The 15,963-nt window shown below is 68.3% G+C and carries 13 protein-coding genes; 6 read left to right on the forward strand and 7 right to left on the reverse strand.

Going from position 1 to position 15,963, the window contains the following annotated elements:
* Positions 1-2 precede the first annotated feature (2 nt).
* The 4 genes from NQ034_RS01265 to mraZ all read right to left on the reverse strand — a co-directional run bounded on the left by NQ034_RS01265 (position 3) and on the right by mraZ (position 4,220).
* On the reverse strand, positions 3-1,748 hold the full coding sequence (locus tag NQ034_RS01265) for a peptidoglycan D,D-transpeptidase FtsI family protein (RefSeq protein ID WP_257046571.1): 1,746 nt from the start codon (positions 1,746-1,748) through the stop codon (positions 3-5).
* 351 nt (positions 1,749-2,099) lie between these two features.
* Positions 2,100-2,621 carry a cell division protein FtsL gene (gene ftsL, locus NQ034_RS01270; RefSeq protein ID WP_257046572.1) on the reverse strand — a complete coding sequence of 174 codons (522 nt, stop codon included), beginning with the start codon at positions 2,619-2,621 and terminating at the stop codon, positions 2,100-2,102.
* Positions 2,618-3,601 carry a 16S rRNA (cytosine(1402)-N(4))-methyltransferase RsmH gene (gene rsmH, locus NQ034_RS01275; RefSeq protein ID WP_257046573.1) on the reverse strand — a complete coding sequence of 328 codons (984 nt, stop codon included), beginning with the start codon at positions 3,599-3,601 and terminating at the stop codon, positions 2,618-2,620. The genes ftsL and rsmH overlap by 4 nt, the downstream gene beginning before the upstream one ends.
* Positions 3,602-3,788: 187 nt before the next feature.
* The gene (mraZ, locus tag NQ034_RS01280) at positions 3,789-4,220 is read right to left on the reverse strand and encodes a division/cell wall cluster transcriptional repressor MraZ (protein ID WP_257046574.1); all 432 of its coding nucleotides are present in this window, start codon (positions 4,218-4,220) and stop codon (positions 3,789-3,791) included.
* 317 nt (positions 4,221-4,537) lie between these two features.
* On the opposite strand from mraZ, the gene NQ034_RS01285 reads away from it, so the two are divergent.
* Genes NQ034_RS01285 through NQ034_RS01295 form a run of 3 tightly spaced genes read left to right on the forward strand, consistent with a single transcriptional unit; the run spans position 4,538 to position 8,824 of the window.
* Complete coding sequence (locus NQ034_RS01285) at positions 4,538-5,494, forward strand: AAA family ATPase (RefSeq protein WP_257046575.1); 957 nt, start codon at positions 4,538-4,540, stop codon at positions 5,492-5,494.
* Positions 5,495-5,501: 7 nt separating this feature from the next.
* Positions 5,502-6,647 carry a DUF58 domain-containing protein gene (locus NQ034_RS01290; RefSeq protein ID WP_257046576.1) on the forward strand — a complete coding sequence of 382 codons (1,146 nt, stop codon included), beginning with the start codon at positions 5,502-5,504 and terminating at the stop codon, positions 6,645-6,647.
* On the forward strand, positions 6,644-8,824 hold the full coding sequence (locus tag NQ034_RS01295; protein ID WP_257046577.1) for a transglutaminase TgpA family protein: 2,181 nt from the start codon (positions 6,644-6,646) through the stop codon (positions 8,822-8,824). Before NQ034_RS01290 ends, NQ034_RS01295 begins: the two co-directional genes overlap by 4 nt.
* A 149-nt stretch (positions 8,825-8,973) precedes the next feature.
* Here NQ034_RS01295 and NQ034_RS01300 read toward each other — a convergent pair whose 3' ends face one another.
* Entirely contained in the window at positions 8,974-9,372 is a 399-nt protein-coding gene (locus NQ034_RS01300; protein WP_257046578.1) for a DUF3040 domain-containing protein, read from the reverse strand.
* 138 nt (positions 9,373-9,510) lie between these two features.
* On the reverse strand, positions 9,511-10,842 hold the full coding sequence (dinB, locus tag NQ034_RS01305) for a DNA polymerase IV (protein WP_257046579.1): 1,332 nt from the start codon (positions 10,840-10,842) through the stop codon (positions 9,511-9,513).
* 84 nt (positions 10,843-10,926) lie between these two features.
* Here dinB and NQ034_RS01310 point away from each other — a divergent pair, with 84 nt between their 5' ends.
* A complete protein-coding gene (locus NQ034_RS01310; protein ID WP_257046580.1) occupies positions 10,927-12,000 on the forward strand; it encodes a polyprenyl synthetase family protein in 1,074 nt (357 codons plus the stop codon).
* 30 nt (positions 12,001-12,030) lie between these two features.
* Here the strand turns inward: NQ034_RS01310 and NQ034_RS01315 are convergent, their stop codons facing one another.
* Positions 12,031-12,384, reverse strand: coding sequence for an Rv2175c family DNA-binding protein (locus tag NQ034_RS01315; RefSeq protein ID WP_373566574.1), 354 nt, complete (start codon positions 12,382-12,384; stop codon positions 12,031-12,033).
* A gap of 128 nt (positions 12,385-12,512) precedes the next feature.
* Here NQ034_RS01315 and NQ034_RS01320 point away from each other — a divergent pair, with 128 nt between their 5' ends.
* Positions 12,513-13,724, forward strand: coding sequence for a lytic transglycosylase (locus NQ034_RS01320; RefSeq protein WP_257046581.1), 1,212 nt, complete (start codon positions 12,513-12,515; stop codon positions 13,722-13,724).
* Entirely contained in the window at positions 13,721-15,877 is a 2,157-nt protein-coding gene (locus NQ034_RS01325; protein ID WP_257046582.1) for a protein kinase domain-containing protein, read from the forward strand. Before NQ034_RS01320 ends, NQ034_RS01325 begins: the two co-directional genes overlap by 4 nt.
* Positions 15,878-15,963: the final 86 nt, after the last annotated feature.

Raw genomic sequence — 15,963 nt, forward strand, 5'->3', positions numbered from 1 at the left:
TGCTATTTCCACTTCCTCTTGGGCAGTTCGGGTTTGCTCGTCGACGGGGGTACCCCCAGCTGACGCAGGGCATAGCCCGCGACGTCCGAGAATACCGGAGCGGCGGCGGTTCCGCCGTAGTAGCCCTTCTTGGGCCGCTGCAGTGTCACCGATACCGCCAGTTGCGGGTCCTCCGCCGGCACGGCTCCGGCGAAGCTGGCCGTATAGCCCTTGTAGCCGGAACCGTCCTCGGTCGGCGCCTGGGCCGTACCCGTCTTCCCGGCCACCCGGTAGCCCGGAATCTTGCCGGCCTCGCCGGTGCCGTCGGCAACCACCGACTCGAGGATCCGCATGAGCGAGTCGGCGGACTTCTCGCTGATCACCTGGGATTCCACCTTCGGTGCGATCTCGGTGACCTTTCCGTCGTCGTCGACCGTGCCGCTGACCAGCTGCGGAACCATTTTCTTGCCCCCATTGGCGATCGTCGCGATCACCTCGGCGTTCTGCAGCGAGGTACTCGCCACGCCCTGGCCGAACAGCACAGTGTACTTGGTACGGCCGTCCCAGGCGGACGGCTTGCGCAGAATGCCCGAGGCCTGACCCGGGAAGGCCAGCGCGCTCTTCGTCCCGAACCCGAAGCGGTGTAGATAGTCGTAGCGCTGCTGCTCGCTCAGCTGCTGACCGGCCATCACGGTTCCGGTGTTCGAAGAGTCCATCATGATGCCCGCGAACGTCAGTTTCTCGGTCTTGTGCTCATGCGAATCCTTGAACTCCTCGTCGTTGGGGGCCTTCCACTTGTACGGCACGGTGAACCGGGTCTCCGGAGTGACCTTGCCCTCTTCGAGCAGAGCCGCCGCGGTAACCATCTTGGCGGTGGAACCCGGTTCGAACGAGGCGTTGAAGATCCGCGAGCCACGATCGTCGGACCCTACCCTGCCCGGATTGTTCGGATCTACGCTCGGCGCCTCCGCCGCGGCTATGATCCGGCCCGTCTTCGCCTCGAACATCGTCACGGTGCCCCATTCGGCCTGGCGTTCCTTGACCGCCTGGGCGATCGCCTTCTGCGCGTAGTACTGGATGGGCAGGTTGAGGGTGGTCCGCACCCCGGTGCCGTCGACGGCCGGGACGTTCTGGTTCTCCCCCAGTGGGATCTCGTCGCCGGAGCGGCCGCGCTCATAGCGCTGCTCGCCGTCCACGCCGGCGAGCATATCGCGGTACTGCAGCTCCAGCCCGGCCAGGGGCGCGCCATCGGAGCCGACGAATCCCACGATGTTGCCCGCCAGAGCGCCATCGGGATAGGTCCGCACCGAGTACTGTTCGACCGTCAACCCGGGGATGTGCAGCGCGTCGATCCTGTTCCACACCTCGGAGGTCAGCCCGTCGGCGATAGGCGACCAGCGCCTGTCACCGTCGAGCCGCTTGTACAGAATGCCGGCATCGGTCTGGAGGGGGCCCGCCAACGCCTTGGCAGCACCCCAGGCGCCCAGGGGCTCGGTCGAGACGACCTTGCCCTTGGCATCGCGGTTCTTCTTCTCGTACCCCTTGACGTTGACCTGGTCGGCCACCAGCCGGTACCGGTCGGCGTTGTCGGCCAGCACCCGCCCGTCGGATCCCAGAATCACGCCGCGATGGGCCGGGATGGGTTTGACGGACAGCCGGCTGGCCAGCGCCTTCTGTGCCAGGGCGGCCGTATCCATCCCCTGGATGGTGAAGAGCTTCCACGTCAGCAGCGCCAGAATGCACAGCACCGCGATCAGGATCCACAGCACACGGCGCCGCGGATCCGCGGGCGCGCGTACCGGGGCGGGACGCCGCGGGCCCGCAGGACGTTTGGGGGCCTGCTGCGCCGGTGCTTTGCGTCCGGCGGCCTTCGAACCCGAGGACCGCTGTTTGGATGGTGCACCCCGGCCGCGGGAAGTCGCACGCGATGGTGTGCCCGCGGCGCCGGTCGACGTCTGCCGAGCACTCCGTGCATCACCGGCCTGGCCGGTCCGCTGTCGATCGGATCCGGCCTTTGGCCGCTGAGCGCCCGCGCGCCCACCGCGCGACCTATCGGACCGGTTGCCCGGGTTCCGGGACTGTGGAGCCATCCCTTGGGTCCCCCTCGTTACCGTCGTCGTTCATCGTGGATTCCGGATCGCCGGAGCCGGCAGATCCGAATCGTCTGTGCCGACCGCGGGAAGCCGGTCATTCGATCGCAGATTGGGTCTGACGTCCTCGCGGGTGTCAGCTCTGGGACCCGGGACTTTGGTGGTCCTGTCCGCCACCGGCGGGACGACCGGGTTCTGTTCGACTTCACCGGTGGACAGGTACAGATAGCGTGGATTGACATCGCGGACCAGGCCCTGTGCTTTGGCCGCGCGTTCGATGTTCTGCGGGCTCGACCGATACGAGATGTCCTCCGAGAGCCGGTTGCGGTCTTCCACCAGCCGGGTGTTCGTCTTCTGCAGTTCCTCGGCCTTGAAACTCGTATGGGCGATGTAGATATTGGCCACAAGGGAGCCGAACAGGCCCAGCAGCAGAATCGCCACCACGATGAATGGGGTGGGCACCCGGCGCCGGGCGATCTGCGGGACTATCAGCCGCAGCCGTGGCGCATGGGGTCCCTCGGTTCGTCTCCGGGTCTGCGTCGCCTGGCTCATGAACGACGCTCCGCGGTCTTGGCCACTGCGCGCAGCCGCACGCTCGCTGCTCGAGGATTGGCTTCGATTTCGGCGGTATCGGCCTTCTGCGCACCGCGCACGATCTCCTCAAGCCACGGTTTCATCGATTCCGGGACGACCGGCAGGTCCGGAGGCGCCTGTGTCGTGGTCCCGGCGCGGAAGACCCGTTTGACGATCGTGTCCTCGAGTGACTGATAGGACTCCACCACCGCGACTCCGCCGATCGCCAACGCATCGAGGGCCGCGGGCAGAGCGCGCTCGAGGATGCCCAGCTCATCGTTGACCTCGATGCGCAGGGCCTGGAAGGTCCGCTTCGCGGGATGAGAGCGCTTGCGCTTGCCAGCCGGTTCGGGGATGACCCGGGTGAGCATCTCCGCCAGTTGCGCAGTCGACGTCCAGGGCCGCTGGACCCGGTCCGCGACGACCACCCGCGCGATGCGCGCCGCCTGGCGCTCCTCGCCGTATTCGCGCAGGATCCGCCGCAGCTCGGCCTCGGGGTAGGTATTGAGGACCTCCGCCGCGGTCAGCGGGTTGGTCCTGTCCATTCGCATGTCCAGTGCGGTATCGCGGGCATAGGAGAACCCGCGTTCGTCGTCGTCGAGCTGCAGAGAGGACACACCCAGATCGAACAGGGCGCCGGCCAGGGCGCCGACCCCCAGGGATTCCAGGACCGCGGGCAGTTCATCGTCATCGGCGTGGACGGCCGTGAAGCGGTCTTCGAACCCGGCCAGGCGGCGGGACGCGATGGCGATCGCATGTTCGTCACGGTCGATGCCGATGACCCGGACGTCCGGGGCTGAGGCGAGGATTCCCTCGCTGTGTCCCCCCATGCCCAGGGTCAGGTCGAGCACGCAGGGCACCGAGCCGGTCGCGCGGACCGCATCGATGCCCACCGTGAGAAGCTCCACACAGCGGTCCAGGAGGACGGGGACATGCGGGTAGGCGGCGTCATCGGTCATTCCGTTCCCTTCCATAACCTCGTATCGTCTTCCAACCGGCGTACACCGGTGCTGCTGCGTCCAGAACCTTGACCGCCCGTTCGGTCGGGCCTGCCACCGGGGAAGTGAGTCAGGACCACCGTGGGCTTTGGGACCGGGGAAGTACCCCAAAACCCTGCGGGCGGGCAAGGATCTGGATCCAGCAACCTCAGAAGACGCCGGGTATCACCTCGTCTGTTCTGTCCGCGAAGCCGTCCTCCGAAGAGGCCAGGTAGGCCTCCCAGGTGGGCGCATCCCAGATCTCGGCGTGATCGCCCACCCCGATCACCGCGATATCGCGGCCGAGCGACGCATACCTGCGCAGGATCTGCGGAACCGTGAACCGGCCCTGCTTGTCCAGCTGTTCTGCCGCTGCACCGGATAGAAACACACGCAGGTAATCACGTGCCTCCTTACTGGTCATCGGAGCCTGCCGCATTCTCTGGTGGACGGACTCGAACTCCCCCGCGGAGAACAGTGTGAGACAGCGTTCCTGCCCACGGGTGATGACCAGCCCGTCCGCCAGCTCCCTGCGGAACTTGGCGGGCAGAATGAGCCGGCCCTTGTCGTCGAGCCGCTGCATATGCGTACCCAAGAACATGCCGTCTCACCCCTCTCGGAACTCCCTGTCGCTCCGATTGGCTCCACTCTACTCCACTTCCCACCACGATCCCCCCGATTCACCCTCAGGCGGGCGTGTTATGCATCATCTCCCCAGGTCAGACGAGGTGGTGGCCGGTGGACCGCCCGCGCGCCGCGCACCGCAGATCGTGTATTCTCAGGGCTCTTCCGGCCCTCTTGCGCGGCAGGGCCGAGCCGGTGGGGCACCACTTTGGTGGAAAGTGGAGGAGGGCCGTGGGATCGGGCCTCCGGCAGCGTCCAGGCACTTCCCCAGGCCGATATGGGAGGATCGGGCCCATGAGCGCTGATCCCAACACCACCGTCGATACCGCGGGGCTGACAGACCTGGCCCGCGGTATCCGGACCAGAATGGCCCAAGTCGTCACCGGCAAGGACAGGGCGGTGACACTGAGCGTCATCGCCCTGTTCGCGGGAGGACACCTGCTCCTGGAGGATGTGCCCGGCGTGGGCAAGACCCTGGTCGCCAAGGCCCTGGGCCGATCGGTCGGTGGAACCGTCAGGCGGATCCAGTTCACCCCCGACCTGCTGCCCTCGGACGTCCTGGGCGTCAATCTTTTCAATCAGGAGACCCGGCACTTCGAGTTCCGACCAGGAGCGGTGTTCTCCAATATCGTCATCGCCGACGAGATCAACCGGGCCTCGCCCAAGACGCAGTCCGCAATGCTCGAGTGCATGGCGGAGGGCCAGGCCTCGATCGACGGCACGACCTACCTGATGCCCGACCCCTTCATGGTCGTCGCCACCCAGAATCCGATCGATATGGAGGGCACCTACGCCCTGCCGGAGGCACAGCGCGACCGTTTCATGATCCGCACCTCGATGGGATATCCGGATGCCCAGGAGGAAGTCGAGATGTTGGGCGGGGGCAGCGCCCACCGCGCGCTCGACTCACTGGCTCCAGTGGCAGCGCTCGACGACCTGGTCGCCGCCCGTGAGGCGGTGCGTCTGCTCCACACCTCCCCGGCACTGCGCGGCTACGTCGTTTCCCTGCTGGCGGCCACTCGGCGCGGCGGGGACGTCCTGCTGGGCGCATCACCGCGGGCCGGCCAACAGCTCCTCCATGCGGCCCAGGCCCATGCGGTGTTGGCCGGCCGCGACTTCGTCACCCCCGACGATGTACAGTCCCTGGCCGAGCCGGTGTTGGCGCACCGCCTGGTGATGCGCAGTCGAGACGCCAGGGCCGCCTCGGAATTCGTCTCGCACCTGGTCGCGACCGTTCCCGTCGAGGGCTGAGGCTACGATGCGCCTGAGCACATCCGGAATCGTCTTCACCGCGCTGGGTATCGCCTGCATCATCGCAGCCTATCGATTCGGTCTACCGGGCCTGTTGCCCCTGGGCATCCTGCTGCTGGGACTCGTCGTCTGCTCTGGACTCGGCGTCTGGCTGTTGGCCGGACGCGTGACCGCCGAAGCCGAACTCGTCGGGTCGGCGTCCTCCCCTCCGGTCGTGCGCGCGGGCTCGACCGCCCACATCCGCGTCCATGTGCACAACCCCCTGCCACTGCCCGCGCCCGCCTTCGTCCTCGCCCTCGAGCCGGTCAAGGGCTTCGGCGCGCAGCTAAGCGCGGGTGTCCCGGGTCTGGCCGGACGGGGGTGGGCGGCCGTCGACGCCGAGTTCCATCCCCTGCACCGTGGAGCCTCGGGATTGCGCAGGATCTCCACGGTGTTCTCCGGCGCCTTCGGCCTGGTCACACGATCGGCACGCCTCGCGGGCCCCTTCGAGGTGGCAGTCGCACCCGCAGACCTCGCCGTCCACGCCCCCGCCACCTTCGGTGGTGACCCCGCGGTATCCCACGGCGCCCGGTTGACCCGCGGCACAGGAGGCCGCGACTTCCATACCCGCGAATACGTGCCCGGCGATGATCTGCGCCATGTCCACTGGACCTCGAGCGCCCGGACCGGCGAGCTCATGGTGCGGGTCGAGGCCAGGGAGGAGGACCCCCTGCTGACCGCCGCTTTCGACCTGTCCCATGCCGACCCGGCCACCGAGGCGGTGCTCGCCCAATTCGCCGCACTCGGCAGAACGCTGCTGAACACGGGGGTGGCCGTGACCGCCGTCGCCACGGACTCCGACGGCCCCATCCACGAATTCGCCCCCGGCGAAGAGGCAGCGTTCGACCGGTTCCTGGCCCTGTGGGAGCCGCGCGGGCTCGAGGACTGGCCGGCGGAACTGTGCGGGGGTGCAGGCCGCCCGGCACCCGAACGCATCCTCGTCCTCTCTGACTCCCCCACCGCGCACGATCACTTCGCGCAGTGGTTGCCCAGACAGACCTCCTGTCAGGTGTGGTCCACGGCCGACCTCACCGGACACATCGACGCCACCCGGCTGGGCGAGGTCGATGCTCCGGTCCTGCCGTGGCATCTGGATCGGAGGTGGGGCCGGTGAACCGTGCCGTCGAAACGCTGCTGCGCTGCCTGCTCGTCCTCTGTGCCGCAGGCCTTGCGGTCCTGCCCACCGGCGCGATCTTCTCCGATCCCGGCTGGCGCTCCCCCGCACTGATCATGGTGGGGCTCATCGTCGTCAGTGGTGGCCTCGTCCGTCTCATACCCGCTGTGGCCCGACTGCGGCTGGCCCCTCTCGTGCAGCTCGTGGTGGCGCTTGTGGCCCTGCCCTATCTGTGCACGCCCCATCTACTGGCCGGCGGGATCCTGCCGGGGCCCGCCGCCTACGGGGCCGTTGTCGACCAGATCTCCGAGGGCCGCGAACAGGTCTTCCACACCGTTGCGCCGACCGCCACGACTGCGGGGTTCACGACCATGGTCGTGCTGGGCTTCGCAGTCCTCGTCATCGTGCTCGACTGGTGTGCCACCGACCTGCGCGTCCCGAAACCCGCCGCCTTCATCGTCCTCCTGGCATGGCTGGTCCCGGTCTTCCTCGCGGGCGGGCTGGTCTCAACCTGGCACTTCGTCGGCGCGGGCGTCGCCTTCGTCCTCGTGCTGTTGACCGGATATGTGGGGCGCATCCGCGTGCCGCTGACAGCGCTGGGAGCCGGAGCCCTGGCTCTGCTGCTGGGCGTGGGCCTGCCGATTCTACTGCCCGATGTCCCCGATACCCACCGCAACAGGCTGGGCACCGGCGATCTCAAGGTCGCCAACCCCTTCCTCGACCTGCGCAAGGATCTGGCACGACAGGACGACACCCCGCTGCTGAACTATACGACCGACGCCAAGACCCCCGAGCCCGTGCGGATGACCGCTGTGGCCGACTTCGACGGGCGCACCTGGTCGCCCGAGGACTTCACCCTGCGCAACGACAATGCGGTGACAGCGGGGCTGCCCGAACCGGAATCGACACCGGCCGGGCAAACCACGGCATCCCGCACGACGTTCACAGTACGGGCCCTGACCGGAAACTACCTGCCGACCGTCTACTCCCCCGTGGCCGTGGAGGGCGCAGGGGAGGACTGGATCTACGATCCGAAGACCCTTGCCATCGTGGGACACACCGGGCTGCGCGCCGATCAGACCTATACGGTGGACTCCCGGACCGCCACCCCCGAGCCGCAGGAGCTGGCCGCCGCGGGCACCGCGGACCGCACCCGGTTCGCCAGTGAACTGTCCCTGCCCGATTCACTGCCGGAATCCGTCACCAGAACGGCCACGCGAGTGACCAAGGGCGCGGACTCCGCCTGGGAGAAGGCCGCCCGAATCCAGGCGTACCTGCGCTCGGACGACTTCACCTATTCCCTCGATGCTCCGGCCCAGGCCAGCGATTCGGCCATTGCGGACTTCCTGCGCGATAAGCGTGGCTACTGTGTGCAGTTCTCCGCGACGATGGCCGTGTTGGCGCGGGTCGAGGGCATTCCGGCCAGGATCGCCGTGGGTTACACGCCCGGGCAGCCCGACGACGACGGTTCCTACACCATCACCGACCGCAACGCCCACGCCTGGCCGGAACTGTACTTCCCCGGTTCCGGCTGGGTCCGGTTCGAACCGACTCCGGGCACCGGGGAGACTCCCCCACCGTGGACCGGGGCCCAACCCGGGGACACGGGGCAACGGGACGAAGCCACCCCAACACCCACCGCGCAGGCCAGCGAGTCCGCCGGTGGGGATGAGTCCGCCCCCGCAGTGACCGAGGAGGCCGGACCCGCCGACTCCACCGGACCCGCCGAGGCGGCCGAACCGGACACTTCTGCCGGGCTCCCAGCGTGGCTGCTCCCCTGCCTGGCCGCGGTGCTGGTGCTGTTGGTCCTGGTGCTGGCACCGCGGACCATCCGCAGTATCCGGCGGGCGCGCCGCCTGCGCGATCCCGTCGACCCGGAGGCCGTGTGGAGCGAGTTGATGGCCCTCCTCGCCGATTATGGCCGGCCGGCGGACCCTGCGGGTACGGTAGCCGGTGCCACAGGTATCCTGTGCGACCTGACCGGGAGCGACCAAGCTGCAACCCGCGCGGTCGAACGGATCGGTGCCGCGGTGGAGGTCTCCCGCTATGGCAGGGACAGCGCTGAGAAGGTCATGGACCGCTCGACTGCTCGTGTTGCGGTGGCAGGAGTCAGGGCTGGCCTGCGCAGTGCCGCCGGTTGGCCCACCCGCTTCCGGGCGGAATGGCTGCGGCTGTGACGGGCCGCAGACGGGGGCGTGGGAAACGGCGGAAAAGCGCGGACCGCCGCAACACCTTTCTGGTGTTGCGGCGGTCCGCGCTTGGAATGAAGCCCCGGCCTTCGCCCGGTTTCAGCGGGTAGGGCCCCAGAACCGGACGAATCCCGTGGTCAGCGTTCCTGGCGCTTGTCCCAGCGGTCCTCCATGTTCTTCATGAAGCCCCCGGCGCTGCCGGCCGGCTTGGCCGGCTTGGAGGCACCGGAACCGGTGGTCTGTGCCGGGCCCCGTTTCGTTCCGGTCACCGCCCAATAACCCCCGAACACCATGATCGCGAAGCCCAGCACGCCGACGACGACGTTCCACGGCGCCGGCAAGGAGAACAACGAACCGACCGCGATGGCGACCCCGGCGACCAGGACGAGCACACCGGCGACGAAGTGCTTCGCACTCAGCGAACCGCCCGCCTCCTTCGGCGCTGCGGAGATGTGCTGGACGAACCGAGGGTCCTCGCGGTACAGCTGCTTCTCCAGTTCGTCGAGCAGTTCTTGCTCGTGATCAGAAAGTGGCATCCCGAACCCCCTACAGGCCTGTTTGAAAACTCCTGTCATTCTAGTCGTTGTCGCACCCGGCGACTAGCCGGGGTGACCTTTCTAACGCAGTCACCCAACATTCGCAGGATATTGCGATCCTCCTCTGTGCAAATTCCCTCATTCGCTCCCCTCCCCGCTCCGGGATTCCCCGGTGCTCTCGGACATCTCCGGGTCCCGCCCCAGTAAGGAAGCCGGGGCGATCGCCGCCCTGCCGAAACGCTTGCGCACCAGATCCGCCGCCACCTCGGCCTGCCTGTTGGCCCCGGGCGCCGCCCGGCCCGGACGCATGGACGCCGCCTGCCCGGACGCCGGTTCCGCCTCGGGGTCGAACAGCGTCTCCTGGCGCCCTGCGATCTGCGCGTCGAGCAGGCCTCCGGCCCGTAACCCCAGCAGGCGCACCCCGTCCCGGTTCGCCGTGTGCAGGGCCCGCAGGCTCGGCAGCAGAGCCCGGTGCAGTTCCGCGGCCACATCGCTGGGCGCGGGCAGGGTGACCTGGCGACTGGAGGTTTTGAACTCGCCCGTGCGGTACTTCAGGCCGACCCCCGATGCGACCTTGCCCTCGGCCCGCAGACGCGAGGCCACCGTATCGGCCAGCCGCAGCAGTTCGCGCACCAGCACCGTGGGATCGTAGACGTCCTGCTCGAAGGTGTGCTCCGCGCTGATCGAATGGTCCTTCGCCCGCATGTGCACGGTGCGCTCATCGTGCCCCCGGGCGTATCCGACCAGGGTCCGACCCGCCGAGCCCAGCACGCGCTGGGCCCATCCGGGATCGCATTCGGCCAGGCGGCCGATCGTCGTGATACCGTAGCCGGCCAGTATCTGCTGGGTCCGCCCGCCCACCCCAGGCAGTGCTTCGACCGGCATGGGTGCGGTGAACGCGGAGACCTGGTCGAGTGGCACGACCAATTGGCCATTGGGCTTCGCGCGGGCCGATGCCATCTTCGCCACGACCATGGTCGTGGCGATGCCCACCGATGCATTGAGCCCGGTCACAGCTCTGATCCTGCGGCGCAGTTCCCAGGCGATGCGCGCAGGCGACCCCAGCCGGCGGATTGCCCCTGACACGTCGATATAGGCCTCGTCCACGCTGACCTGGGCGACATCCGGAGTGACTTCGGACACGACGTCGAACACAGCCCTGGAGTACTCCCGGTACTTCCCATGGGATGGCTCTATGACGTGGGCCATGGGACACAGGCGGATCGCCCTGGCCATCGGCATCGCCGCGTGCACACCGTACTCACGCGCCTCGTAACTGGCCGAGGTCACCACCCCGCGGCCGGACCGGCCGCCCACGATGACGGGCAGGCCGACCAGTTCCGGACGGGCCAGCAATTCGACGGAGACGAAGAAGGAATCCATGTCCAAATGCAGGATCACACATCCGGTGTCGTCCGTTCCCAGGGCACGCAGGTCCCCGCCGCTGCGCGCCAACTGCTTCCTGCTCATGCCACCAACCTAAACCGGTAGGCTGGGGAATCGGTGCGCACCCCGCACACCACCCGATACACCCGCCAAGGAGCTGAATACCGCATGCTGAGTCCGGCCGTGAAGATCGTCTCCGCCGTCAACGCGGCCATTGACCAGGTGATGGAGGAGCGTGCGAATGCGCTGCGGGCCCTGTCCTCGCATGCACCCCGGTTGATGGAGCCGATCGTGCGGATGACTGCCGGGGGAAAACGGACGCGGGCCCTGGCCACCTGGTGGGGTTTCGAAATCGGGCAGGGGTCGAGCGCCACGACGCCCGGCATCGAGCGAATCGCGGCTTCCGTGGAGCTCTTCCATGCCGCCGCGCTCATCCACGACGACATCATCGACGGTTCGGAGACCCGCAGGGGCATGCCCGCCGTGCACGCGGAGTTCCGCTCCGAACACCGTGCGGCCGGGGCCGGCGGCTCCTCCGAACGCTACGGGGTATCCGCCGCCGTGATCGCCGGGGATCTGTGCCTGAGCCTGAGCGAACAGCTCTATGCGGCATCCGGACTGCCCACCCTGGGCGATGCGAGGGTCCTGGCCGCTCACGATGAGTTCCGCCAGGAGGTCATGCTGGGGCAGTACCTTGACCTACGCCTGGAGGCCACGCCGGTGGCCGCTGCCGATATCGAGGCCGCCGCACTGGAGGTGCTCACGCTCAAGTCCGCCAAGTACTCGGTCGAACAGCCCTTCGTCCTCGGCGCGGCGCTGGCGGGCGCCCCGGCGGAACTGCTCGAGGGGCTCAGCGGCTTCGGTCTTCCGCTGGGCCGGGCGTTCCAGATGCGCGACGACGTGCTGGGCATCTTCGGAGACCCTGCCGTGACGGGCAAGCCCGCCGGCGATGACCTGGTGGAGGGTAAGAAGACCGTCTTGGTGGGCCTGGCACTCGAGGCCCTGGACCGGCAGGAGTCCGACTGGTTCCTCGCACGGCTGGGCGGATCGGATCTCACACCGCAGGAGCTGTCCCGGATGACCGCGCTGTTGCGGGACTCCGGTGCGCTGGGGGCGCTCGAGGCTCGGATCGATGCGGAATACGATTCCGCGATGGCCGCACTCGACCTACTGGGACTCGACCCCGCGGACGACCGGCTGCTGCGCACATACGCACGGCAACTGGTCCGCCGCGAGGTCTGAGCCCCTCCCGTGCCCTGTGGGTCGGTCCGGTTAGAAGGCCAGCGCCTGGGCCCTGCGGCGGACCTCGGTCTTTCGGCCGGCGCGCAGCGCATCGATCGGTCGCCCGGGCAGGGACGGATCATCGGTGAACAACCACACGACCGCCTCCTCGTCGCTGAAGCCCGAATCACCCAGGGTGATGAGCGTTCCCCGCAACGAGCCCAACGGCGCCGAGCCGTCCATGAACAGCTCCGGCACGTAGTACTCCTTGGGCTTACCGCGCTTGAGCGCGACCAGCGTCCTGTCCTCCACCAGCCGGCGCACACGATTCACGGATTCCCCCATGAGTTCGCCCACCTGGGAGTATGTCAGCCATCCGTCTACTTTTTCCTCTGCACTACTCACCCCTTAAGGGTACTCGGCGGAGCCGCATTGCGACACGCCGAACCGGTGGGCCCGCTCCGTGGGCTGTGGGCTCAGGCAGTAGTCTGAAGGGGCTAAAGGCGTCACTTCCCCTTAGAACTGCAGGTCACATGAGCTTCATTCGCCGTAGGCCGACCAGGACGGCCGGATCCAGCCGCCCCGGTGGTGGCACCGATGCGCACGCGCCGCTCATGATGGCCCATGTCCAGACGACCGGGGAGGTCCCCACCGCGCAGTCGGCCACGGCCCACGGGCAGCCGGACGGGGGCCCGACCGACGAGCCGGCCGCCTCGACTGCGGTACCGGAGATCGATATTCCCCAGCAGCCCGACGATTGCCCCGGTTTCACGCGCGGCACTACCACTGCCGCCGTGCCGGTCAGCCACGGTGGCCGGACCTATCGGGTGCGCACCGACGACGATGTCCTGAGCATCGCCGCACGACACGGCGTTTCCGCCCCGGCGCTGATCGAACTCAACGACCTGCACGGGCCGGTCTATGTGCGGCCGGGACAGATCCTGTCACTGCCGGAGAAGAACGACGCCCCTGCCGACCCCGCGGGTTACCGGGTCCGGCCGGGCGATACCCTGGCCTCGATCGCAGCTGCCCATCGGATCAGCCGGGAGGTGCTGCGGCGGGCCAATGCGCTGGGCGAGGCAGACCTCCTGGTCACCGGGGAGGTGCTCAGCCTCACGGGCACCGGCGCCAGCTCATCGCGAATCGCCCCACGGGTGCCAGAGCACTTGCCCAGCGTTCCCGAGAGCGTCGGCGGACGGCCCTATCCGGCCAGGGTGCTCCGCGCGGCCCGGATCAACAAGTCCCTGCTGCTGGCCGAACCCCAGCCGGACAAACAGTGGGTCAGGGAGACTATCGCCCGCCTTGCACCCGATTTCGAAGTCCCCGCGGATCTGGCGATTGCGGTGGCCTCTCAGGAATCGGGGCTGCGCCACCACACCGTGGCGCCGGTCAACGCGCTTGGCATCATGCAGGTCACCCCGGCCGCCGGGGATTGGGCCGGCAGTCTGTGCGGGCGGCAGCTGAACATCCTCGACCCCCTCGACAACATCACCGCGGGTCTGGCGATCCTGCACCACGTGCTGGCGGGTGCGCCCGATGAGAAGCTCGCACTGGCCGCCTACTATCAGGGCGCGGCCAGTGTGGCCGAACACGGGATGGCCGATGACACCCGCGCCTTTGTCCGCGGTGTGCAGATCGCCAGGGACCGGCTGAAGCGGCAGAACACCTGGCTGCACGCGGTTCCGTCCGGGCCCGTGATGACCGCGCCCATTCTGAGCACGCCCGCGGACGGTGAGAGTCTGTGAAGCAACTGCGCGATCAGCTGCTCGGCGATATCCTCAACGACCGCTACCGAATCGATGCGGCGGTGGCCCGCGGCGGAATGGCCATGGTCTACCGTGGCACCGATCTACGCACGGGTTCGACTGTGGGCGTCAAGGTCATGCACGCGCATCTGGCAGCCGATCAGAGCTTCGTCGAGCGCTTCGAGCGGGAGGCCGCCAACGCCTCGCGCCTGCACAGCCCGAATCTGATCCGCGTCACCGACCAGGGCCGCGATGGCGCCGTCGTCTACCTCGTGATGGAGTACTTGGAGTCGGTCACCCTACGCCAAGAGCTCAAACGCACGGGGACCCTGACCCCACGTCAGGCGATCGTCGTGACCGACTCCATCCTCGCCGCACTCGAAGCCGTGCACGGCGCCGGGATGATCCACCGTGACCTCAAGCCGGACAATGTGCTCCTGGGCACCGACGGGCAGATCAAGCTCACGGACTTCGGCCTGGCCCGTGCGGTGACGACCGAGACGACGACCAAGACGCTGATCGGGACCGTCGGCTATGTGGCCCCGGAGCTCGTCACCCGCACCGGGGCCGATGAGCGCACCGATCTCTACACCGTCGGCATCATGCTCTACGAGATGCTCACGGGCACCCAGCCGTATACCGACGAGGTACCGATCCAGGTCGCCTATCGGCACGTCCACGACCGGGTGCCGGCACCCAGCGTGCTGGTCCCAGGTCTGCACTCCGGCCTCGACGAGATCGTCCTCTGGCTGACCGCGCCGGACAGGGCCGACCGCCCGGACTCCGCCACGACGGTCCGGGCGGCCCTGGGAGAGCTGCGCGCCCGACTGACCGACAGGCAGCTGGACCTGGGCGCAGGACCCGCAGCCGAAGCATCCGGTTCCGTTCACGGCCGAACCCATGCGACGGGGCCCTCCACCCGATCCGTGGCCGCGGAGCGCGCCCGTGCCGCGGCGCAGCGCACCTCGCGTTCCACGGGTCCCCAGACCAGTGCAGCCGCCAGGCGGATCGCCCCCGGCGGGCAGGTCCAGGGCAGCCAACCGCGCACCAGCGCACCGGCCGCCGGCGCTCATCCCGCCCGCGAGGTGGTGGAGACGTCAGCGCCCGGCACCGCCGCACAGCCGACACCCGTGCCACCGGCGCCGGTGCGAACGGAGTCGCCCGCACCGACCGAGCGGGCACAGCGCGCCCCGAGTGCGCCGGTCGGCGAAGCCGAAGTCGGTGCTGCAGCAGCCGGGACCCCCACCGCGCGGTCAGAACCGGCTGCGGCCGCCGAACAGTCAGGCACCGGTGCGGTGCCCAGCGGTCCGATCTACCGGAGGCGACGTAAGGGCCTGGTGGCCCTGGTGGCCGCCGCACTGGTCCTGGTGCTCGGAACCTGGGGCGCGATCGCCAGTGTGGCACACGGTCGCGGCGACGAGCAGGCGCCCACTGCAGAGGCCACCACCACCCCACCCATGACAACCGTGCCGCACATCGCCGCCGGCGCCGAACTGACGGTCGCCCAGCAGTCGTTGCGGCAGGTGGGACTGCGCACCAGCACGCAGAAGCGCTATAACGCCAAGGTCGCCAAGGGCAGGGTGGTCGACAGCGAGCCCGGCGGGGGTAAGTCCGTGGCGCCGGGGTCCGCTGTGCTCCTGGTCGTCTCCGATGGTCCCAAACCCGTCAAGGTCCCCGACGTCACCGGACTGGGACAGTCGGCCGCACAGAAGAAACTGAAGAAGGCCGGACTGGCACTGGGGAAGGTCTCGCGTACGTACTCCTCCTCCGTGGACAAGGACACGGTGATCTCACAGCGCACCGAAGCCGGGACCACGCTCAAACCGGGGACCAAGATCAGTGTGACGGTGTCCAAGGGCGAGGAGCCCGTCGCAGTGCCCGAGGTGGCCGGGATGTCCTTCAAGGCCGCAATGGGCAAGCTGACACGGCTGGGCTTCCGAGTGGGGCGCGACGATGTCTACAGCGATACCGTGAAAAAGGGCGATGTGGTCAATTCCTACCCCAGGCCGGGCAGCCGCAAGGACAAGGACGATCTGATCCTGCTCCGGGTGTCCAAGGGCAAGAAGGCGGAGAAGTCCAAGGATTCCGCCACGGACAAGAAGCCCGAGAAGAAGAAGCCGGACGCGAAGTCCGGGAAGAAGGACGAAAAGTAACGGGCAGGGGGTATGGGCGGATTGCCTCCGCTCATACCCCCTGCCTGTTCTGCGACGACTCCCGCCGCCCGGAATCCTCGCCCGGG

Source organism: Brevibacterium moorei (assembly GCF_024580735.1).
GTDB classification, from domain to species: domain Bacteria; phylum Actinomycetota; class Actinomycetes; order Actinomycetales; family Brevibacteriaceae; genus Brevibacterium; species Brevibacterium moorei.

Coding starts and splice junctions, on each gene's coding strand:
- ftsL (WP_257046572.1), bottom strand. CDS start 2,621: ATGAGCCAGGCGACGCAGACCCGGAGACGAACCGAGGGACCCCATGCG.
- rsmH (WP_257046573.1), bottom strand. CDS start 3,601: ATGACCGATGACGCCGCCTACCCGCATGTCCCCGTCCTCCTGGACCGC.
- mraZ (WP_257046574.1), bottom strand. CDS start 4,220: ATGTTCTTGGGTACGCATATGCAGCGGCTCGACGACAAGGGCCGGCTC.
- NQ034_RS01285 (WP_257046575.1), top strand. CDS start 4,538: ATGAGCGCTGATCCCAACACCACCGTCGATACCGCGGGGCTGACAGAC.
- NQ034_RS01290 (WP_257046576.1), top strand. CDS start 5,502: ATGCGCCTGAGCACATCCGGAATCGTCTTCACCGCGCTGGGTATCGCC.
- NQ034_RS01300 (WP_257046578.1), bottom strand. CDS start 9,372: ATGCCACTTTCTGATCACGAGCAAGAACTGCTCGACGAACTGGAGAAG.
- dinB (WP_257046579.1), bottom strand. CDS start 10,842: ATGAGCAGGAAGCAGTTGGCGCGCAGCGGCGGGGACCTGCGTGCCCTG.
- NQ034_RS01310 (WP_257046580.1), top strand. CDS start 10,927: ATGCTGAGTCCGGCCGTGAAGATCGTCTCCGCCGTCAACGCGGCCATT.
- NQ034_RS01320 (WP_257046581.1), top strand. CDS start 12,513: ATGAGCTTCATTCGCCGTAGGCCGACCAGGACGGCCGGATCCAGCCGC.